The organism is Pseudoruegeria aquimaris (assembly GCF_900172235.1).
Taxonomy (GTDB): Bacteria; Pseudomonadota; Alphaproteobacteria; order Rhodobacterales; family Rhodobacteraceae; genus Pseudoruegeria; species Pseudoruegeria aquimaris.
The window spans coordinates 39,115-56,606 of record NZ_FWFQ01000016.1; the positions used below are offsets into that span (position 1 = coordinate 39,115).

Annotated in this window: 17 protein-coding genes; 11 read left to right on the forward strand and 6 right to left on the reverse strand. The window is 66.3% G+C overall.

Annotated features, from left to right (window positions below):
* Nucleotides 1-137 precede the first annotated feature (137 nt).
* Genes PSA7680_RS11800 through PSA7680_RS11820 form a run of 5 tightly spaced genes read right to left on the reverse strand, consistent with a single transcriptional unit; the run spans nucleotide 138 to nucleotide 3,597 of the window.
* Nucleotides 138-902, reverse strand: a complete 765-nt coding sequence (locus tag PSA7680_RS11800) for a DUF4344 domain-containing metallopeptidase (protein ID WP_139838628.1) — start codon at nucleotides 900-902, stop codon at nucleotides 138-140.
* Between the two features lie 44 nt (nucleotides 903-946).
* Entirely contained in the window at nucleotides 947-1,981 is a 1,035-nt protein-coding gene (locus tag PSA7680_RS11805) for a MaoC family dehydratase (protein WP_085868923.1), read from the reverse strand.
* Entirely contained in the window at nucleotides 1,982-2,185 is a 204-nt protein-coding gene (locus PSA7680_RS11810) for a DUF1737 domain-containing protein (RefSeq protein WP_085868924.1), read from the reverse strand. It lies immediately after the preceding gene.
* Nucleotides 2,182-2,739, reverse strand: coding sequence for an NnrU family protein (locus tag PSA7680_RS11815; RefSeq protein ID WP_085868925.1), 558 nt, complete (start codon nucleotides 2,737-2,739; stop codon nucleotides 2,182-2,184). Before PSA7680_RS11815 ends, PSA7680_RS11810 begins: the two co-directional genes overlap by 4 nt.
* 3 nt (nucleotides 2,740-2,742) lie before the next feature.
* Nucleotides 2,743-3,597: an HpcH/HpaI aldolase/citrate lyase family protein gene (locus tag PSA7680_RS11820; protein ID WP_085868926.1), complete on the reverse strand. Its 855-nt coding sequence runs from the start codon at nucleotides 3,595-3,597 to the stop codon at nucleotides 2,743-2,745.
* 200 nt (nucleotides 3,598-3,797) lie between these two features.
* Here PSA7680_RS11820 and PSA7680_RS11825 point away from each other — a divergent pair, with 200 nt between their 5' ends.
* Nucleotides 3,798-4,112, forward strand: coding sequence for a hypothetical protein (locus PSA7680_RS11825; protein WP_085868927.1), 315 nt, complete (start codon nucleotides 3,798-3,800; stop codon nucleotides 4,110-4,112).
* Nucleotides 4,113-4,191: 79 nt separating this feature from the next.
* Here the strand turns inward: PSA7680_RS11825 and PSA7680_RS11830 are convergent, their stop codons facing one another.
* Nucleotides 4,192-4,944, reverse strand: a complete 753-nt coding sequence (locus tag PSA7680_RS11830; RefSeq protein ID WP_085868928.1) for a sulfite exporter TauE/SafE family protein — start codon at nucleotides 4,942-4,944, stop codon at nucleotides 4,192-4,194.
* A gap of 186 nt (nucleotides 4,945-5,130) precedes the next feature.
* Between PSA7680_RS11830 and mdh the strand changes: the two genes are divergently transcribed.
* From mdh to lpdA, 10 genes are all read left to right on the forward strand, one after another.
* Complete coding sequence (gene mdh / locus PSA7680_RS11835; RefSeq protein WP_085868929.1) at nucleotides 5,131-6,093, forward strand: malate dehydrogenase; 963 nt, start codon at nucleotides 5,131-5,133, stop codon at nucleotides 6,091-6,093.
* A 157-nt stretch (nucleotides 6,094-6,250) separates the two neighbouring features.
* Nucleotides 6,251-6,889, forward strand: a complete 639-nt coding sequence (locus PSA7680_RS11840; protein ID WP_085868930.1) for a hypothetical protein — start codon at nucleotides 6,251-6,253, stop codon at nucleotides 6,887-6,889.
* Between the two features lie 74 nt (nucleotides 6,890-6,963).
* Nucleotides 6,964-7,761, forward strand: a complete 798-nt coding sequence (locus PSA7680_RS11845; RefSeq protein ID WP_085868931.1) for a sulfotransferase family protein — start codon at nucleotides 6,964-6,966, stop codon at nucleotides 7,759-7,761.
* 291 nt (nucleotides 7,762-8,052) lie between these two features.
* The gene (gene sucC, locus PSA7680_RS11850; RefSeq protein ID WP_085868932.1) at nucleotides 8,053-9,246 is read left to right on the forward strand and encodes an ADP-forming succinate--CoA ligase subunit beta; all 1,194 of its coding nucleotides are present in this window, start codon (nucleotides 8,053-8,055) and stop codon (nucleotides 9,244-9,246) included.
* A gap of 4 nt (nucleotides 9,247-9,250) precedes the next feature.
* Nucleotides 9,251-10,138 carry a succinate--CoA ligase subunit alpha gene (gene sucD / locus PSA7680_RS11855; protein WP_085868933.1) on the forward strand — a complete coding sequence of 296 codons (888 nt, stop codon included), beginning with the start codon at nucleotides 9,251-9,253 and terminating at the stop codon, nucleotides 10,136-10,138.
* Between the two features lie 261 nt (nucleotides 10,139-10,399).
* On the forward strand, nucleotides 10,400-10,951 hold the full coding sequence (locus tag PSA7680_RS11860; RefSeq protein WP_085868934.1) for a DUF805 domain-containing protein: 552 nt from the start codon (nucleotides 10,400-10,402) through the stop codon (nucleotides 10,949-10,951).
* Nucleotides 10,952-13,906, forward strand: coding sequence for a 2-oxoglutarate dehydrogenase E1 component (locus tag PSA7680_RS11865; protein ID WP_085868935.1), 2,955 nt, complete (start codon nucleotides 10,952-10,954; stop codon nucleotides 13,904-13,906). It abuts the gene before it with no gap.
* Nucleotides 13,907-13,912: 6 nt separating this feature from the next.
* A complete protein-coding gene (gene odhB / locus PSA7680_RS11870) occupies nucleotides 13,913-15,424 on the forward strand; it encodes a 2-oxoglutarate dehydrogenase complex dihydrolipoyllysine-residue succinyltransferase (RefSeq protein WP_085868936.1) in 1,512 nt (503 codons plus the stop codon).
* Between the two features lie 58 nt (nucleotides 15,425-15,482).
* Nucleotides 15,483-15,881, forward strand: coding sequence for an MAPEG family protein (locus PSA7680_RS11875; RefSeq protein ID WP_370738553.1), 399 nt, complete (start codon nucleotides 15,483-15,485; stop codon nucleotides 15,879-15,881).
* 87 nt (nucleotides 15,882-15,968) lie between these two features.
* The gene (gene lpdA / locus PSA7680_RS11880; RefSeq protein ID WP_085868937.1) at nucleotides 15,969-17,363 is read left to right on the forward strand and encodes a dihydrolipoyl dehydrogenase; all 1,395 of its coding nucleotides are present in this window, start codon (nucleotides 15,969-15,971) and stop codon (nucleotides 17,361-17,363) included.
* Nucleotides 17,364-17,492 lie beyond the last annotated feature (129 nt).

Sequence of the window (17,492 nt, forward strand, 5' to 3'; positions counted from 1 at the left end):
TCACGATTGGCTCATCCATAGCGATATTTGAGCGCGAGTCACGCTTTAGCAGGCGGCGTTAGCGCTAATCCGGCCAATTTCGGCTGATTTGACGCAGCTTGTGATCACACATATTTCCTGTGTGATCACAAAATTCGCTAGTCCGTCACCAGATCGTAGAGATCGTGCAGATGGTCCTCGAATTCGAGGCACATCGTGATTCCGGCCACCTCGGGATCGTAGAAGGCATTGGCCTCGCCGCAGGTTTCGAACGTGACGGTGAGCGGTTCGGCCAGCCGGAACTCGCCGTTCAGCGCCGCCACCTCGTTGGCGATGAGCGGCAGTGCCAGCACGCCCTCTTCGGCCTCGCCCGGCACGAAGGTGATCGCGTGCCCCTCCCCGGCCTCGAACCGGGCGGCCAGATCGTCCAGCACCCCGCCCCAGGCATCCAGCGCCTGGTCGAATTCCTCCGGGCAGTAGTCCGCGCGCTCCTCGGGCAGGCCCAGATCCACCGCCAGCCCCTCGCGCTCCTCGGGGGCGGCGCCGTAGAACAGGCAGACCGTGTTGTAGAAGCGCTGCTCGTCGGGCCCGTGGACATCCCACCAGGCGGTGTCCTCGCCGGCTTCCTCCTTCAGGTAGACCTCCCCGAGAAAGCCGTAGGCGGTATCTTCGGCGATGACCTGCGCCGTCGTCTCGTCGAAGAGCGCATCGATCAGCAGGATCGAGAACACGTCCGCGGCATCCTCTTCCTGCGCGAAGATCGGCACGCCCTCCAGATCGATGAGGGCGTGGCCGAGCTCGTGGTAGAAGATGCCCAGCAGGTTCGCCTCGACGAAACCGGCGCGGATCTCTTCCTCGTTCGCGAGCGCGGGCAGGGCCAGAACCGCCAGGGCGGCGGCGTGTTGCGCGATCTTTCCGGGCACCGGCGGCTCCTTCCTGTTGGGGGCCGCGCGGGGGCGCGCAACCGCTAGAGAGGCATCAGAGCCCAGTAATCCAGATCGAGCAAGACCTCGGGCAGATATTTCCCGTCTTCGCCCTTCAGCGCGAAGGGCGCCGCCCCGGCCTTCACGGCGACGAGCCGCAGCCGGATCGCGCCGACGCCGGGCGCGGCGGTCTCGGCCACGTCCAGCACCTCGCTCCAGGCCTTCACGGTATCGCCCGCGAAACAGGGGTTCGCATGGGCGCCCGCGTTGATGCCCGCGATCATCTGCGCATTGGCCAGCCCGTTGAAGCTGAGCGCGCGCGCCATCGAGATCACGTGCCCGCCGTAGATCAGGCGCCGGCCGTCGGGGCGGAAGGTGGCGTCGAAGTGGACCTTGGCCGTGTTCTGCCACAGCCGCGTGGCGAGCATGTGCTCGGCTTCCTCGATCGTCACCCCGTCCACGTGGTCGATCTTCTCGCCCACGGCATAATCGCCCAGCCGATGCGGCTCGCCGGCGAGGCTGAAATCGTAGTTGGTGAAATCCAGCCCCGCCGGGATCACCAGCCGATCGGCGGGCACCGCCTTCGCGAGATCCGGGATCACCGTTTCCGGCGCCGGGGCCTCGAGATCACTTTTGCGCACCATCACCCAGCGCACGTATTCCAGCACGGCCTCGCCTTGCTGGTTGCGCCCGGTGGTGCGCACGTAGACGACGCCGGATTTGCCGTTGGAGTTCTGCTTCAGCCCGATCACTTCGGACTCCGAGGTGAGCGTATCGCCCGCGTGCACGGGCTTCAGGAAGCGCCCCTCGGCATAGCCGAGATTGGCCACCGCGTTGAGCGAGATGTCGGGCACCGTCTTGCCGAAGACGGTGTGAAACGCGATCAGATCGTCCAGCGGCGCGGCGTCCAGACCAACCGAACGGGCGAATTCGTCCGAAGAGGCCAGCGCATGGCGCGCCGGGTAGAGCGCGTGATAGAGCGCCCGCTCGCCGCCCGAAAGCGTGCGCGGCACGGCGTGGCGGATCACCTCGCCCAGCCTGTAATCTTCGAAAAACCGGCCCCGGTTGGTCTTGGCCATTTACTGTTCTCCCAGCTTGATCTCGGGTGTGTAGGTGCCCTCGGCCTCCTTCACCACGGCCTGCGCGCAGCGCATGACGCCGTTTGAGGCGTCGAAGGCGTAGGCGGGCGAGCCGTGCAGTTCCCAGCCCTTGTTCAGGGCATCGGTCACCTTGTGGCAGAAGGCGGAGGTATCGTCTTCGGTGAGCAGTCGGTAGAGTTTCATCCGTAGGTCCCCAGGAATGGATTGTAGCCGAGGAAGGTGTGGATCCCGGCGATCACCGCATAGATCAGGAACGTGAGACCGACCAGCTTGAAATCCTTGCTCCGCGGCCCCGGTTCGGGCGCGTCCCACGGGCCTTCGGCCCGGTTGATGATCAGCATCTCCGAGATCGCCCAGAGGATCAGCCCACCAAAGAGGATGACCGAGGCCAGATCGCCGTTCACCACCAGATGCGCCACGCCCCAGACAGCCATGCCCAGCAGCATCGGGTGGCGCAGTTTGCTGGCCAGCACGCCCTTGCTGCTGCCCACGCCGAAGAGGTAGATCGACACGAACATCAGCAGGTTGTTCAGATGCCCCATGCCCGGCAGCGGGCTGTAGACCGGGATGAACTCGGCACCGCGGTAGCCGAAGATCATCAGCAGCAGCGAAAGTCCGATGGCACCTGCCACCAGCCCCTTGCCCTTGTCGCCCATCGCGGCGCGGCGCGCCGGGGCCAGCCGTTTGAAATAATGCGCCAGCGCCCAGAGCGCCACGCCCGAAATCAGAAGCCCCATGGGCTATCCCTCCAATGCTGCGATTGCCTTTGCCTTGGAGAGTGTCTGACGGGCGGTGACGATGTGCAAGTTCTCGACGATCTTTCCGTCCACGACGGCCACGCCCTGCCCCGCGGCCTCGGCCGCTTCGAAGGCGGCGATCTGGCGCTTGGCGAGATCGATCTCGGCTTCCGAGGGCGCGAAGGCCTCGTTGGCGATGGCCACCTGCGCGGGGTGGATCAGGGTCTTGCCGTCAAAGCCCATGTCGCGGCCCTGCTCGCATTCGGCGCGCAGGCCCTCTTCGTCCTTGAAGGCGTTGTAGACGCCGTCGATCGCCACCACCCCGTGGGCGCGGGCGGCCAGAAGGCAGAGTTGCAGGCTGGTGAGCAGCGGCTCGCGGTCGGCGCGGAAACGGGTGTTCAGATCCTTGGCCAGATCGTTGGTGCCCAGCACGAAACCCGTGAGTTGCGGATGGGCCGCGATCTCGGCGGCGTTGAGGATGCCCAGCGGCGTTTCCATCATCGCCCAGATCGGCGTGTCGCCCAGGAGATCGGCGAGCGCCTGCACGTCGGCGGCGGAATTGACCTTGGGCAGCAGGATCGCATCCGCGCCAACGTTCTTCATGGCCGCCACATCCGCCGCGCCCCATTCGGTGTCCAGCCCGTTGATGCGGACGATCTTCATGCGCGGCCCGTAGCCGCCGGCCGTCAGCGTTTCGGCCAGCAGGGCCCGCGCGGCGGCCTTCTCCTCCACGGCCACCGCGTCCTCCAGATCGAAGATGATGGCGTCCACCGGCAGCCCCTTGGCCTTCTCCAGCGCGCGCGCCTTGGAACCGGGGATGTAAAGGACCGAACGATAGGGCCGTGCGAGTTGTTCCATGATTCCGCCTCCGCAATAAAGTTGCGTAAAACATCGCAACTGAGCAGGAAATGACAACCCCAAAATTGCCGCAGCGCAGAAATAACCTTGTGCCCGGCTCGCCCGGCGCGGCCCATTAACCGGTTTTTCGCCACCGCGGGCGCAGGCTTTTCCCCGGTCGGGCCTCGACATCGCGGCCCGCGAACGAAAAGGGGATCATCATGAGAAACGGCTTCTTCGCCCTCTCGCTCGGCATCGGCGCCATGCTGCTGGCCACGAACCACGCCTTCGCCCAGGGCGGCAACTGCGCCCAGCGCGACCAAGTGCTCGAACGCCTGCAATCACACTACGGCGAAACCCGGCGCTCGGTGGCGCTCGGCGGCGACAACATCGTCGTGGAAACCTTCGCCTCCGCCGAAACCGGCACCTGGACGATCACCGCCACCCTGCCCAACGGCATGACCTGCCTCGTGGCCTCCGGTCAGGCCTACGAGCCCATCACCGAACCGCTTCCCGCCAAGGGCACCAAGGCCTGAAGGCCGGATGCGTCGGCCGGTCCGCCCCGCCGGCCCGCCGGCCCGCCGGCCCGCCGCCGATCAGGTAGGGGGGGCCTGATCAGGCCAGCCCCTCGTAGACGAGCTTCGCGCCCGTCGCCAAAAGCAGCGCATAGGTCAGGATGAAGAAGGGCCGCTCAGGCATCCAGTGATGCGCCCGCACCCCGATCCAGACCCCGAGGATCGCCACCGGCGCCAGCAGCAGGTTGGCCAGCAGCGTCTGCGCCGTGAACATGCCGAGCAGCGCGTAGGGCAGCGCCTTGAACAGGTTGATTGCCCAGAACACGATGACGGACGTGGCCTGATACGTCGTCTTCCCCACGTTCTGTGACAGCATGTAGATCGCCACCGGCGGGCCGCCGGCGTGGCTGATGTAGCTGGTGAAGCCGGCGATGGCCCCCGTGAGATAGCCGATCCAGCCGGCCAGCGGCTTTTCCGAGATGCGGATCCAGCCCATGTGGCGCCCGAACTGGAAGGCCACGAAGGAAAGCGCCACCACGCCGAGCATCAGGCGCAGCAGATCGGCGTCCGCCAGCCCGAACAGCAGCGCGCCGAGGGCGACGCCGGGCAGGCTGCCGAGGATCAGGCGGCGGGAACTGGGGCCATCCCATTTGCGCCAGTAGGGCTTCAGGGCGGTCACATCCATCAGCATCAGGAGCGGCAGCATCAGCCCCACCGCAAGCTCGGGCGGCAGCACCAGCGCCAGCAGCGGCGCGGCGGCAAAGGCCGCGCCCGAGCCGAATCCCCCCTTGGAGATGCCCGCGTAGAGCACGGCCGGCACGGCGAAGAGAAAGAATGTCAGGTTCAGCTCCACAGCCCGGCTCCTCCTGCCGTTGGGTCAGCATGGCTTCGGTTTAGCCGGGAAGTGTTAGCGCTAAAAGCAGTAATGTTGGCGCCCCCGGCAATAATGTTGCGAAATGCCGCGCCGCAGCGCACTTGCGCGAAAGGCCTGAAACCACTAGGCATCGCGCCAAGCTCAACCAAACTGGAGATCGAATCCATGGCCAGACCCAAGATCGCCCTCATCGGCGCCGGTCAGATCGGTGGCACGCTTGCCCACCTTGCCGCCCTCAAGGAACTCGGTGACGTTGTCCTCTTCGACATCGCCGACGGCATCCCGCAGGGCAAGGCGCTCGACATCGCTGAATCCGGCCCCGTGGACGGTTTCGACGCGGCGCTGTCCGGCACCACCGACTACGCCGACATCGCCGGCGCGGACGTCGTGATCGTGACCGCAGGCGTGCCGCGCAAGCCGGGCATGAGCCGCGACGATCTGCTGGGCATCAACCTGAAGGTCATGAAATCGGTCGGCGAAGGCATCCGCGACAACGCTCCGAACGCCTTCGTGATCTGCATCACCAACCCGCTGGACGCCATGGTCTGGGCGCTGCGCGAATTCTCCGGCCTGCCCCACAACAAGGTCTGCGGCATGGCCGGCGTTCTGGATTCGGCCCGCTTCCGCCACTTCCTGTCGGTGGAGTTCAACGTGTCGATGAAAGACGTCACCGCCTTCGTGCTGGGCGGCCACGGCGACACGATGGTGCCGCTGACCCGCTACTCCACCGTCGCCGGCGTGCCGCTGCCCGACCTCGTGAAGATGGGCTGGACCACGCAGGAGAAGCTGGACGCCATCGTGCAGCGCACCCGTGACGGCGGCGCCGAGATCGTCGGCCTGCTGAAAACCGGCTCCGCCTACTACGCCCCGGCGGCCTCCGCGATCGAGATGGCCGAAGCCTACCTGAAGGATCAGAAGCGCGTGCTGCCCTGCGCCGCCTACGTGGACGGCGCCTTCGGCCTCGAAGGCATGTACGTGGGCGTGCCCACGGTGATCGGCGCCAACGGCATCGAGAAGATCCTCAACATCGAGCTGTCCAAGGACGAGCAGGCGATGTTCGACAACTCCGTGAACGCCGTGAAAGGCCTCGTGGAAGCCTGCAAAGGCATCGACCCGACGCTGGCCTGAGCCGGCCGTTCGGAAACCGGACCATCGATGAAGCGGGGCCCCGGCCCCGCTTTTTTTGCCCAGCCATGGCCCCATCCTTCGCGTTTTCACTTTCGAAGCCGGCGGGCGGCGTGCAATCTCACGGGGCAGCAACCTTCGCTTCGGGACACCCGCCCCCATGAGATCGTCCGCCAAGACCTGCCGCGCCCGCGCCGCGATCGGGCTATGCGCCCTGCTCCTGCTCACCGCCTGCGCCGCGCGCCCGCCGGTGCCGGCGCCGCCGCCGGAAGAGACGGTCGCGCGGATGACGCGGCTGTTCCGGCAGGCCTGCCTCGCCCATGCCGGGGATTTCGCCGCCACCGAGAAGGCGCTCGCCGACTACGGCTTCGATGCGGCCTCGGGGCTGGGCAGGCTCGTCAGCTTCGTGGACACGCGCAACTTCCTGATCGCCACCGTCGGGGAATCCGACGGCGCGCTTGCGCCGGCAGGGCCTTCCCGGCGCGGTTCGCGGGAGACCTATTGCAGCGTCAGCTCGCCCAACGTGAGCGAGGCGCAGGCGCTGGCCGCGCTCCGGAACGCCGTGAACGGCTTCGTTTCCGAGGCCCGGCTGGTGCAGGGCGATCGCGCCATGCGCGCCGCCGGCGCGGCCTGGATCATGATCCCCACGCAACCACGCGCACGGGCGGAGGACAGCCTGCTCGCCGTCACGCAGGAGGACCTGCCCCTGCCGGACTTCTACCTGCGCGCCTCGGGCCGCGCGGACGAACGCGTGCCCGTCTTCCGCAGCTACGGGCTCGGGATCGTGCATTTCCGATAGGCGGACGGTCTTGTCAGGCGGCCGCCTGCGGCCTAGCGTGCTGCGCGCCGCCGCAGCGAAGGGAGCCCCTCTCCATGACCACCGAACCCCGCCCCGCTTTCAAGGTCATGGGGGAACGCAATTCCGGCACCAACCTTCTGCACAAGATGCTGGCGACGCAATTCGACGTGCAGCTCTACCCGACCTCCTCTGGCCTCTCGGAGCGCCAGCGCCGCGCGCTGCCGGGGCTGGCGAGCCGCTGGAGCAGCCCACGGGCGGCGAAGGAGGCGATCCAGGATCACAACCATTTCGCCGAACTGGCGGAAAACGGCGGCTGGAAGCACGCCGCCGCCAGCGAGCGGCTGCGCAGGGAGTTCGCCGCACCGAAAAGCGTTCGGATCGTCTTCCTGTTGCGCCACCCGGTCAGCTGGAGCCGATCCATGCACCAGAACCCGTTCCACGGGCTGGCACGGGTGCCGCGCGCCTACGCGGAGTTCATCCGCGCCCCCTGGCTGACCGTTGCGCGCGACGGCTTCGAGCAGCGCTTGTTCGAAAGCCCGCTGCACCTGCTGCGCGCCAAGGCCGAAAGCTATCTCGCCTACGCGGCGGAGGATCCCTCGGCCTGCATCCTGCGCTACGAGGATCTCGTGCTCGATCCCGAGGCGGCCTTCCGCAGGATCGGCGCCTGGGAGGCACGGCGGGTGGACAGGCCGCGCCTGCCCGAGAAGAGCGCCCGCGCCTTCGGCCGCAACCCGCTTTCGCGCGAAGGCTACGAGGCGAAGGTCCGGGACACCGGCTACCACAGCCTCGACGCGGCGGACCGGGATCATTTCCGCAGCGTTCTGGAGGGCAGCCCGCTGCTGGAACTCTACCCGATGACGGAAGCGCTCTGAGCGGCGCACGGAGCGGCGTCCGGAGTGGCCGGCGGCGCCGTTTCACGGCCCGGATCCAGCCGGGCGACGTGAGCGCTAATATCCGGACAGCCCGCCGTCTGAGTCGGTTTCGGCACCGCAATCATGTCGATTTCCCCCGCGTCGCATTTCGTGATCACACTTTTTCTGCTTGTGATCACAAATTTGACTATTTTGACGGTTTTCCGCCGATGTTGGCGCAAACCTCTTTTTTTACAGGGAGAGAGTGTGCTTATACCTCTCGCCGAGAGCATTCAACAACGGGACAGTTTCATGAACATTCATGAATACCAGGCGAAGGCGCTCCTTCGCGAATATGGCGCGCCGGTTTCCGACGGCCGCGTCGTGCTGAAAGCCGAAGACGCCAAGACCGCCGCCGGCGAGCTGGACGGCCCGCTCTGGGTCGTCAAGGCGCAGATCCACGCAGGTGGGCGCGGCAAGGGCTCCTTCAAGGAACCCGAAGCCGGCGAAAAAGGCGGTGTCCGCCTGGCCAAATCGGTGGAGGAAGCCGCCGAGGAAGCCCAGAAGATGCTTGGCCGCACGCTGGTCACGCACCAGACCGGCCCGGCCGGCAAACAGGTGAACCGCATCTACATCGAAGACGGCTCCGGCATCGAGCGCGAGCTCTACCTCGCCCTGCTGGTGGATCGTCAATCCTCGCGGATCTCCTTCGTCTGCTCCACGGAAGGTGGCATGGACATCGAGGAAGTGGCCGCCGCCACCCCCGAGAAGATCCTGTCCTTCTCCGTCGATCCCGTGACCGGCTACATGCCCTACCACGGCCGGCGCATCGCCTTCGCGCTCGGCCTCGAGGGCAAGCAGGTGAAGGAATGCGTGGCGCTGATGGGCCTTCTCTACAAAGCCTTCGTCGAGAAGGACATGGAGATGCTCGAAATCAACCCGCTGATCGTGACCGACGAGGGCTCGCTCAAGGTGCTCGACGCCAAGCTGGGCTTCGACGGCAACGCGATCTACCGCCACCCCGACATCGCCGCCCTGCGCGACGAGACCGAGGAAGACCCGAAAGAGCTGGAAGCCAGCAAATACGATCTGAACTACATCGCGCTCGACGGTGAGATCGGCTGCATGGTGAACGGCGCGGGCCTTGCCATGGCGACGATGGACATCATCAAGCTCTACGGTGCCGAGCCGGCCAACTTCCTCGACGTGGGCGGTGGCGCCACGAAGGAGAAGGTGACCGAGGCCTTCAAGATCATCACCTCCGACAAGAACGTCAAAGGCATCCTCGTGAACATCTTCGGCGGCATCATGCGCTGCGACGTGATCGCGGAAGGCGTGGTGGCGGCCGTGAAAGAGGTGGGCCTGCAGGTCCCGCTCGTGGTGCGGCTCGAAGGCACCAACGTGGAGAAGGGCAAGGAGATCATCAACACCTCCGGCCTCGACGTGATCGCCGCGGACGACCTGAAGGACGGCGCGCAGAAAATTGTTAAAGCGGTGAAAGGCTGAACCAATGGCAGTTCTCGTCAATGAAAACACCAAGGTGATCTGTCAGGGCTTCACCGGCTCGCAAGGCACCTTCCACTCCGAACAGGCCATCGCCTACGGCACCAAGATGGTCGGCGGCGTGACCCCGGGCAAAGGCGGCCAGGAGCACCTGGGCCTGCCGGTGTTCAACTCCGTGCACGAAGCCAAGCACGTGACCGAGGCCAACGCCTCCGTCATCTACGTGCCGCCGCCCTTCGCCGCCGATTCCATCCTCGAGGCGATCGACGCCGAGATGGAGCTGATCGTCTGCATCACCGAGGGCATCCCGGTGCTCGACATGATGAAGGTGAAGCGCGCGCTGGAAGGCTCCAAATCCCGCCTGATCGGCCCGAACTGCCCCGGCATCATCACGCCGGACGCCTGCAAGATCGGCATCATGCCCGGCCACATCCACAAGCGCGGTTCGGTGGGCGTCGTCTCCCGCTCCGGCACGCTGACCTACGAAGCCGTGAAGCAGACCACCGACCTGGGCCTCGGCCAGTCCACCGCCGTGGGCATCGGCGGTGACCCGATCAAGGGCACCGAGCACATCGACGTGCTGGACATGTTCCTCGACGATCCCGAGACGCATTCGATCATCATGATCGGCGAGATCGGTGGCTCCGCCGAGGAAGAGGCCGCCGAGTTCCTGGCCGAGCAGCGCAAGAAGGGCCGCTGGAAGCCGACCGCCGGCTTCATCGCCGGCCGCACCGCCCCTCCGGGCCGCCGCATGGGCCACGCCGGTGCGATCGTCGCCGGTGGCAAGGGTGGCGCGGAAGACAAGATCGAGGCGATGAAATCCGCCGGGATCGTCGTCGCCGACAGCCCCGCCACGCTGGGCGAGGCCGTTCAGGCCGCGATCGCCAAGGGCTGAGCGTCATGCCGCGATCCGCTCGTGGCGCTGCCCGGCGTTTCCGCCGGGCTTAGAAAACTTGAGGCTCCGGGCCGTTCCGCCCGGGGCCTCGCCGCAGGAAGGGCCACGACAGGGGCCGCTCAGGGCCCCTCTCCTGACGCTTCGTAGGAAACGGAAAACGGATATGTTTTCGGTGACGGCACATCGGATTGACAGGGCGCCCGGAGCCTTCCGGCGGCGGACGGCCCTGCTTTGCGCCGCCATTGCGCGGGAGGCCCGCCCATGACCTTCACCCAATCCATCCAGACCTGCTTCCGCAAATACGTCACCTTCTCGGGGCGCGCTTCGCGGTCCGAATACTGGTGGTTCTTCCTCTTCGGCCTCCTTGGCTCCGCCGCCGCGGGCATCCTCGATGGCGCCCTCTTCGGCACCCCTGTCGTCGAGACCACCGTCACCGACACCTCCGTCTCCGGCAGCGTCGAGAATGACGGCCCGATCGCCTCGCTGTTTTCGCTCGTGATCCTGCTGCCCAGCCTCGCCGTGGGCTGGCGGCGGATGCATGACACCGGCCGTTCGGGCCTCTACCTGCTCTATCCGCTGATCGTCTGGATCGGCATTCTCGCCTTCCTCGGCGCCACCCTGATGCTGGGCGGCGCCACGGGCGGGCTTGGCCTCTCCGGGCTCGCCGCCGCCATCGGCGGGCTCTCCGTCCTCATCCTGATACCCGCGTTCATCATCCTGCTGATCGCCCCGCTCCTGGTGCTCTGGTGGCTGACCCGACCTTCGCAGCCCGGCACAAACGCCTACGGTCCCCATCCCCTGGAGGAGAAGTAAATGACCGATCAATCTCCGAACGACCTGTTCCACGCTTCCTCGTTCCTGCAAGGCCACAACGCCGAGTATGTCGAGCAGCTCTACGCGCAATACGTGCGGGATCCGGCCGCCGTGGACGCCGCCTGGCAGGAGTTCTTCCGCCAACTCGGCGACGCCGAGACGGACGTGACCGCCGAGGCGGAAGGCCCCAGCTGGCAGCGCACCGACTGGCCGCCGATGCCCAGCGACGAGCTGACGGCCGCGCTGACGGGTGAATGGGGCGATGCCGAGATCAAGGACGCCGGCAAGAAAATCAAGGAGAAGGCCGCGGAGAAGGGCGTCGCCATCTCCGAGGATGCCGTGAAGCGCGCCGTGCTGGATTCGATCCGCGCGCTGATGCTGATCCGGGCCTACCGGATCCGCGGCCACCTCGTGGCCGATCTGGATCCGCTGGGCATGCGCGAGAAGACGCTGCACCCCGAGCTTGATCCGAAATCCTACGGCTTCACCGAGGCCGACATGGACCGCCCGATCTTCATCGACAACGTGCTGGGCCTGCAGATGGCCTCGATGCGCCAGATCCTGGAGATCGTGAAACGCACCTACTGCGGCACCTTCGCGCTGCAGTTCATGCATATCTCCAACCCGGAGGAAGCGGCCTGGCTGAAGGAGCGCATCGAAGGCTACGGCAAGGAAATCGCCTTCACCCGCGAAGGCCGCAAGGCGATCCTCAACAAGCTGGTCGAGGCCGAGGGCTTCGAGAAGTTCCTGCACGTCAAATACATGGGCACCAAGCGCTTCGGCCTCGACGGCGGTGAAGCGCTGATCCCGGCGATGGAGCAGATCATCAAGCGCGGCGGCGCTCTCGGCGTGAAGGAAATCGTCATCGGCATGCCCCACCGCGGCCGCCTCTCGGTGCTCGCCAACGTGATGGGCAAGCCCTACCGCGCCATCTTCAACGAATTCCAGGGCGGCAGCTTCAAACCCGACGACGTGGACGGCTCAGGCGACGTGAAATACCACCTCGGCGCCTCCTCCGACCGCGAGTTCGACGGCAACAAGGTGCACCTCTCGCTCACCGCCAACCCAAGCCACCTCGAAGCGGTGAACCCCGTCGTGCTGGGCAAGGCCCGCGCCAAGCAGGATCAGCTCGGCGACCGCGAGCGCACCTCGGTGCTGCCGGTGCTGCTGCACGGCGATGCCGCCTTCGCCGGCCAGGGCGTGGTGGCCGAGGGCTTCGGCCTCTCCGGCCTGCGCGGCCACAAGACGGGCGGCACCATCCACATCGTGGTGAACAACCAGATCGGCTTCACCACCGCGCCGCACTTCAGCCGCTCCTCCCCCTACCCGACCGACATCGCCCTGATGGTGGAAGCCCCGATCTTCCACGTGAACGGCGATGATCCCGAGGCCGTGGTGCACGCCGCGAAAGTGGCCACCGAGTTCCGCCAGAAGTTCCGCAAGGACGTGGTGATCGACATCTTCTGCTACCGCCGGTTCGGCCACAACGAGGGCGACGAGCCCATGTTCACGAACCCGATCATGTACAAGAAGATCAAGAAGCAGAAGACGACGCTTCAGCTCTACACCGAGCGCCTCGTGAAGGACGGCCTGATCCCCGAGGGCGAGATCGAGGACATGAAGGCCGCCTTCCAGGCCAAGCTCAACGAGGAGTTCGAGGCCGGCAAGGTCTTCAAGCCCAACAAGGCCGACTGGCTGGACGGGCGCTGGTCGCACCTCGACAAGCAGAAGGACGACTACCAGCGCGGTGAAACCGCCATCTCCGAGTCCACCTTCAAGGAGGTCGGCAAGGCGCTGACGACCTATCCCCAAGGCTTCCCGATCCACAAGACGGTGGCGCGGATGCTGGAGAACAAGGCGCAGATGATCGAGACCGGCAAGGGCATCGACTGGGCCACCGGCGAAGCGCTGGCCTTCGGCTCGCTGCTGACCGAGGGCTACCCGGTGCGTCTCTCCGGGCAGGATGCCACCCGCGGCACCTTCTCGCAGCGCCACTCCGGCCTTGTGAACCAGGACACCGAAGAGCGCTACTACCCGCTCAACCACATCCGCAAGGGCCAGGCCAACTACGAGGTGATCGACTCGATGCTCTCGGAGTATGCCGTGCTCGGGTTCGAATACGGCTACTCCCTGGCCGAGCCCAACGCGCTCACGCTCTGGGAAGCCCAGTTCGGCGATTTCGCCAACGGCGCGCAGATCATGTTCGACCAGTTCATCAGCTCCGGCGAAAGCAAGTGGCTGCGGATGTCGGGCCTCGTCATGCTGCTGCCGCACGGCTTCGAAGGCCAGGGCCCCGAGCACTCCTCGGCCCGCCTCGAGCGCTTCCTGCAACTCTGCGGCCAGGACAACTGGATCGTCGCCAACTGCACCACCCCGGCGAACTACTTCCACATCCTGCGCCGCCAGCTGCACCGCTCCTTCCGCAAGCCGCTTGTGCTGATGACGCCGAAATCCCTGCTGCGCCACAAGCTGGCCATCTCCACGATGGAAGATTTCACCACCGGCTCCAGCTTCCACCGTGTGCTGTGGGACGACGCCGAGAAGGGAAACTCCGACACCAAGCTGGTGCAGGACGACAAGATCAAGCGTGTCGTCATGTGCTCGGGCAAGGTCTACTACGATCTGCTCGAAGAGCGCGACGCCCGCGGCATCGACGACATCTACCTGCTGCGCGTGGAGCAGTTCTACCCGTTCCCGGCCATGTCGGTGATCAACGAGCTGCAGCGCTTCCCCAACGCAGAGGTGATCTGGTGCCAGGAAGAGCCGAAGAACCAGGGCGCCTGGTTCTTCATGGAGCCCAACATCGAGTGGGTTCTCGGCCGCATCAAGGGCAAGTCCAAGCGCCCCGCCTACGTCGGCCGCGCCGCCTCCGCCTCGCCCGCCACGGGCCTCGCAAGCCAGCACAAAGCCCAACAATCCGCGCTCGTGAACGACGCGCTCACCATCGAAGGATAAGTCAACATGTCCACTGAAGTCCGCGTCCCGACCCTCGGGGAAAGCGTTACCGAAGCCACCGTTGCCACCTGGTTCAAGAAGCCCGGCGATGCCGTCGCGGTGGATGAGATGCTCTGCGAACTGGAAACCGACAAGGTGACCGTCGAAGTGCCCAGCCCCGTGGCCGGCACCCTAGCCGAAATCGTCGCCGCCGAAGGCGATACCGTCGGCGTCGATGCGCTGCTGGCCAACATCACCGAAGGCGCCGGCGCCGAGGCCGCGGCGGCCGCCGCCACGCCCGCCGCGGCCGAAGCCGCCCCGGCGGCCGAAGGGGGCGATGCCGTGGACGTGATGGTGCCGACGCTCGGCGAAAGCGTCACCGAGGCCACCGTCGCCACCTGGTTCAAATCCGTGGGCGATACCGTCGCCCAGGATGAAATGCTCTGCGAGCTGGAAACCGACAAGGTCTCCGTCGAAGTGCCCGCCCCGGCCGCCGGCGTGCTGACCGAGATCGTCGCGCCGGAAGGCACCACGGTCGAGGCCTCCGCCAAGCTCGCCGTGATCTCCGCCTCCGGTGCCGCCCCGGCCAGGGCCGCCGCTCCGGCCGCCGCCGCGAGCGCGCCGGCCGCTGCCGCCACGGGCAAGGACGTGGAAGACGCCCCAGCCGCCAAGAAGATGATGGCCGAAGCCGGCCTCGCCGCGGGCTCCGTGCAGGGCACCGGCCGCGACGGCCGCGTTATGAAGGAAGACGTGCAGAAGGCGCTTGCCGCCGGCGCCGCCGCGGCCAAGGCCCCGGCCCCGGCCGCCGCCCCGCGCGCGCCCGTGCCGGCCGAAGACGCCGCCCGCGAGGAACGCGTGAAGATGACTCGCCTGCGCCAGACGATCGCGCGCCGCCTGAAGGACGCGCAGAACACCGCCGCGATCCTGACCACCTACAACGAGGTGGACATGACCGAGGTCATGGCGCTGCGCAAGGAATACAAGGATCTCTTCGAGAAGAAGCACGGCGTGCGCCTGGGCTTCATGTCCTTCTTCACCAAGGCCTGCTGCCACGCGCTGAAGGAAGTGCCGGAAGTCAACGCCGAGATCGACGGCACCGACATCGTCTACAAGAACTTCGTGCACATGGGCGTGGCCGCGGGCACGCCGCAAGGCCTCGTCGTGCCGGTGATCCGCGATGCCGACAAGATGTCCTTTGCCGAGATCGAGAAGGCCATCGCCGAGAAGGGCAAGCGCGCCCGTGAAGGCAAGCTGTCCATGGCGGAAATGCAGGGCGGCACCTTCACCATCTCCAACGGCGGCGTCTACGGCTCGCTGATGTCCTCGCCGATCCTGAACCCCCCGCAGTCCGGCATCCTCGGCATGCACAAGATCCAGGACCGCCCGATGGTCATCAACGGCGAGATCAAGATCCGCCCGATGATGTATCTGGCGCTCTCCTACGATCACCGCATCGTGGACGGCAAAGGCGCAGTGACCTTCCTCGTGCGCGTCAAGGAAGCGCTCGAAGATCCGCGCCGTCTGCTGATGGATCTGTAAGCCAGCAACCCAACGGGCGGAAAGCACCCTTTCCGCCCGCCCACCGGGACATGCGCCGATGATGACCCCCGAGCTCACCGCCCTCGCCCTTCTTGGCCTGCTGCACGCCGCGCTCTTCGTGGCGATGTCGGTCAGCGCCAACCGGCTGCTGCCCACGGCGAAAACGCTCGGCACCCGCGAAACCCCGCTCGAACAGGAACTCACCGGCAAGACGGGGCGCATCTACCGCGCCCTGCGCAACAACACCGAAAACCTCGGCTTCTTCGCCGCCGCCGTCGTGGTGGTGCAGCTCTCCGGCGCCAACTCAGGCTTCACCGCCACCTGCGCCTGGCTCACGCTCGCCGCCCGCATCGCCTACGTGCCCGCCTATGTCTTCGGCTGGGTGCCGTGGCGCAGCCTGATCTTCGTCACCGGCTTCGGCGCCACCACGCTGATGTTCGCGGCGGCCCTTCTCTGATGCAACTTTGTTCCCCAAATATCCCGGGGGAGGCCCGCACGGGCCGGGGGCGGAGCCCCCATCCCCCCACCACGAAAGGAAATCCCCATGGCAGACTATGACGTCATCGTAATCGGCGCCGGCCCCGGCGGCTATGTGGCCGCCATCCGCTGCGCCCAGCTGGGCCTGAAGACCGCCTGCGTGGAAGGCCGTGAAACCCTCGGCGGCACCTGCCTGAACGTCGGCTGCATCCCCTCCAAGGCGCTGCTGCACGCCACCCATTCGCTGCACGAAGCCGAGCACAACTTCGCCACCATGGGGCTGAAGGGCAAATCGCCTTCCGTCGACTGGGAGCAGATGAAAGCCTACAAGCAGGACGTGGTGAACCAGAACACCAAGGGCATCGAGTTCCTGTTCAAGAAGAACAAGGTCGACTGGCTCAAGGGCTGGGGCTCCATCCCGGAAGCGGGCAAGGTGAAAGTGGGCGACGAGATCCACTCCGCGAAGTCCATCATCATCGCCTCGGGCTCCGAACCCGCCTCGATTCCGGGCGCCGAGGTCGAGATCGACGAGAAGATCGTCGTCACCTCCACCGGCGCGCTTGAGCTGGGCAAGATCCCGAAGAAACTCGTCGTCGTCGGGGCCGGCGTGATCGGGCTCGAGATGGGCTCCGTCTACGCCCGCCTCGGCGCCGAGGTGACCGTGGTGGAATTCCTCGATCATATCACCCCGGGCATGGATGCCGACATCCAGAAGCAGTTCCAGCGCACGCTGAAGAAGCAGGGGATGGAGTTCATCCTCGGCGCCGCCGTGCAGAAGGTGGAAACCGCCAAGGGCAAGGCGAAGGTCACCTACAAGCTGCGCAAGGACGACAGCGAGCACACGCTTGATGCGGACACCGTGCTCGTCGCCACCGGCCGCAAACCCTACACCGAGGGCCTCGGGCTGGATGCGCTCGGCGTCAAGCTCAGCCCGCGCGGCCAGATCGAAACCGACGCCCATTGGGCCACCAACATCCCCGGCATCTACGCCATCGGCGACGTGATCGACGGCCCGATGCTCGCCCACAAGGCCGAGGACGAAGGCATGGCCGTGGCCGAGGTGATCGCCGGCAAGCATGGCCACGTGAACTACTCCGTCATCCCCGGCGTGATCTACACCACGCCCGAGGTCGCCTCCGTCGGCAAGACCGAGCAGCAGCTCAAGGAAGAGGGCCGCGCGTACAAGGTGGGCAAGTTCCCCTTCATGGGCAACGCCCGTGCCAAGGCCGTGTTCCAGGGCGACGGCTTCGTGAAGCTCCTGGCCGACAAGGAAACCGACCGCATCCTCGGCGCCCACATCATCGGCCCGGCGGCGGGCGACCTCATCCACGAGATCTGCGTGGCGATGGAGTTCGGCGCCTCCGCGCAGGATCTGGCCCTGACCTGCCACGCCCACCCGACCTACTCCGAGGCCGTGCGCGAAGCCGCGCTGGCCTGTGGCGACGGGGCGATCCACGCGTAGGTGTGATGGTTGCTCTCCACAACAAAGACGGGCGCTCATTCGAGCGCCCGTTTTCTTTTGGGCAGAACGTCCAATCACTCACAAAGGGCAGCCTTCGACCGCCGGGTGGGGGTGAAGCCCCCGCCCGGG

Bases quoted from the DNA above. Each gene is read 5' to 3' on its own strand.
- PSA7680_RS11845 (WP_085868931.1), top strand. From the start codon at position 6,964: ATGACCACCGAACCCCGCCCCGCTTTCAAGGTCATGGGGGAACGCAAT.
- PSA7680_RS11840 (WP_085868930.1), top strand. From the start codon at position 6,251: ATGAGATCGTCCGCCAAGACCTGCCGCGCCCGCGCCGCGATCGGGCTA.
- PSA7680_RS11825 (WP_085868927.1), top strand. From the start codon at position 3,798: ATGAGAAACGGCTTCTTCGCCCTCTCGCTCGGCATCGGCGCCATGCTG.
- PSA7680_RS11820 (WP_085868926.1), bottom strand. From the start codon at position 3,597: ATGGAACAACTCGCACGGCCCTATCGTTCGGTCCTTTACATCCCCGGT.
- PSA7680_RS11805 (WP_085868923.1), bottom strand. From the start codon at position 1,981: ATGGCCAAGACCAACCGGGGCCGGTTTTTCGAAGATTACAGGCTGGGC.
- PSA7680_RS11810 (WP_085868924.1), bottom strand. From the start codon at position 2,185: ATGAAACTCTACCGACTGCTCACCGAAGACGATACCTCCGCCTTCTGC.
- lpdA (WP_085868937.1), top strand. From the start codon at position 15,969: ATGGCAGACTATGACGTCATCGTAATCGGCGCCGGCCCCGGCGGCTAT.
- PSA7680_RS11815 (WP_085868925.1), bottom strand. From the start codon at position 2,739: ATGGGGCTTCTGATTTCGGGCGTGGCGCTCTGGGCGCTGGCGCATTAT.
- sucC (WP_085868932.1), top strand. From the start codon at position 8,053: ATGAACATTCATGAATACCAGGCGAAGGCGCTCCTTCGCGAATATGGC.
- odhB (WP_085868936.1), top strand. From the start codon at position 13,913: ATGTCCACTGAAGTCCGCGTCCCGACCCTCGGGGAAAGCGTTACCGAA.
- PSA7680_RS11875 (WP_370738553.1), top strand. From the start codon at position 15,483: ATGATGACCCCCGAGCTCACCGCCCTCGCCCTTCTTGGCCTGCTGCAC.
- mdh (WP_085868929.1), top strand. From the start codon at position 5,131: ATGGCCAGACCCAAGATCGCCCTCATCGGCGCCGGTCAGATCGGTGGC.
- sucD (WP_085868933.1), top strand. From the start codon at position 9,251: ATGGCAGTTCTCGTCAATGAAAACACCAAGGTGATCTGTCAGGGCTTC.
- PSA7680_RS11860 (WP_085868934.1), top strand. From the start codon at position 10,400: ATGACCTTCACCCAATCCATCCAGACCTGCTTCCGCAAATACGTCACC.
- PSA7680_RS11865 (WP_085868935.1), top strand. From the start codon at position 10,952: ATGACCGATCAATCTCCGAACGACCTGTTCCACGCTTCCTCGTTCCTG.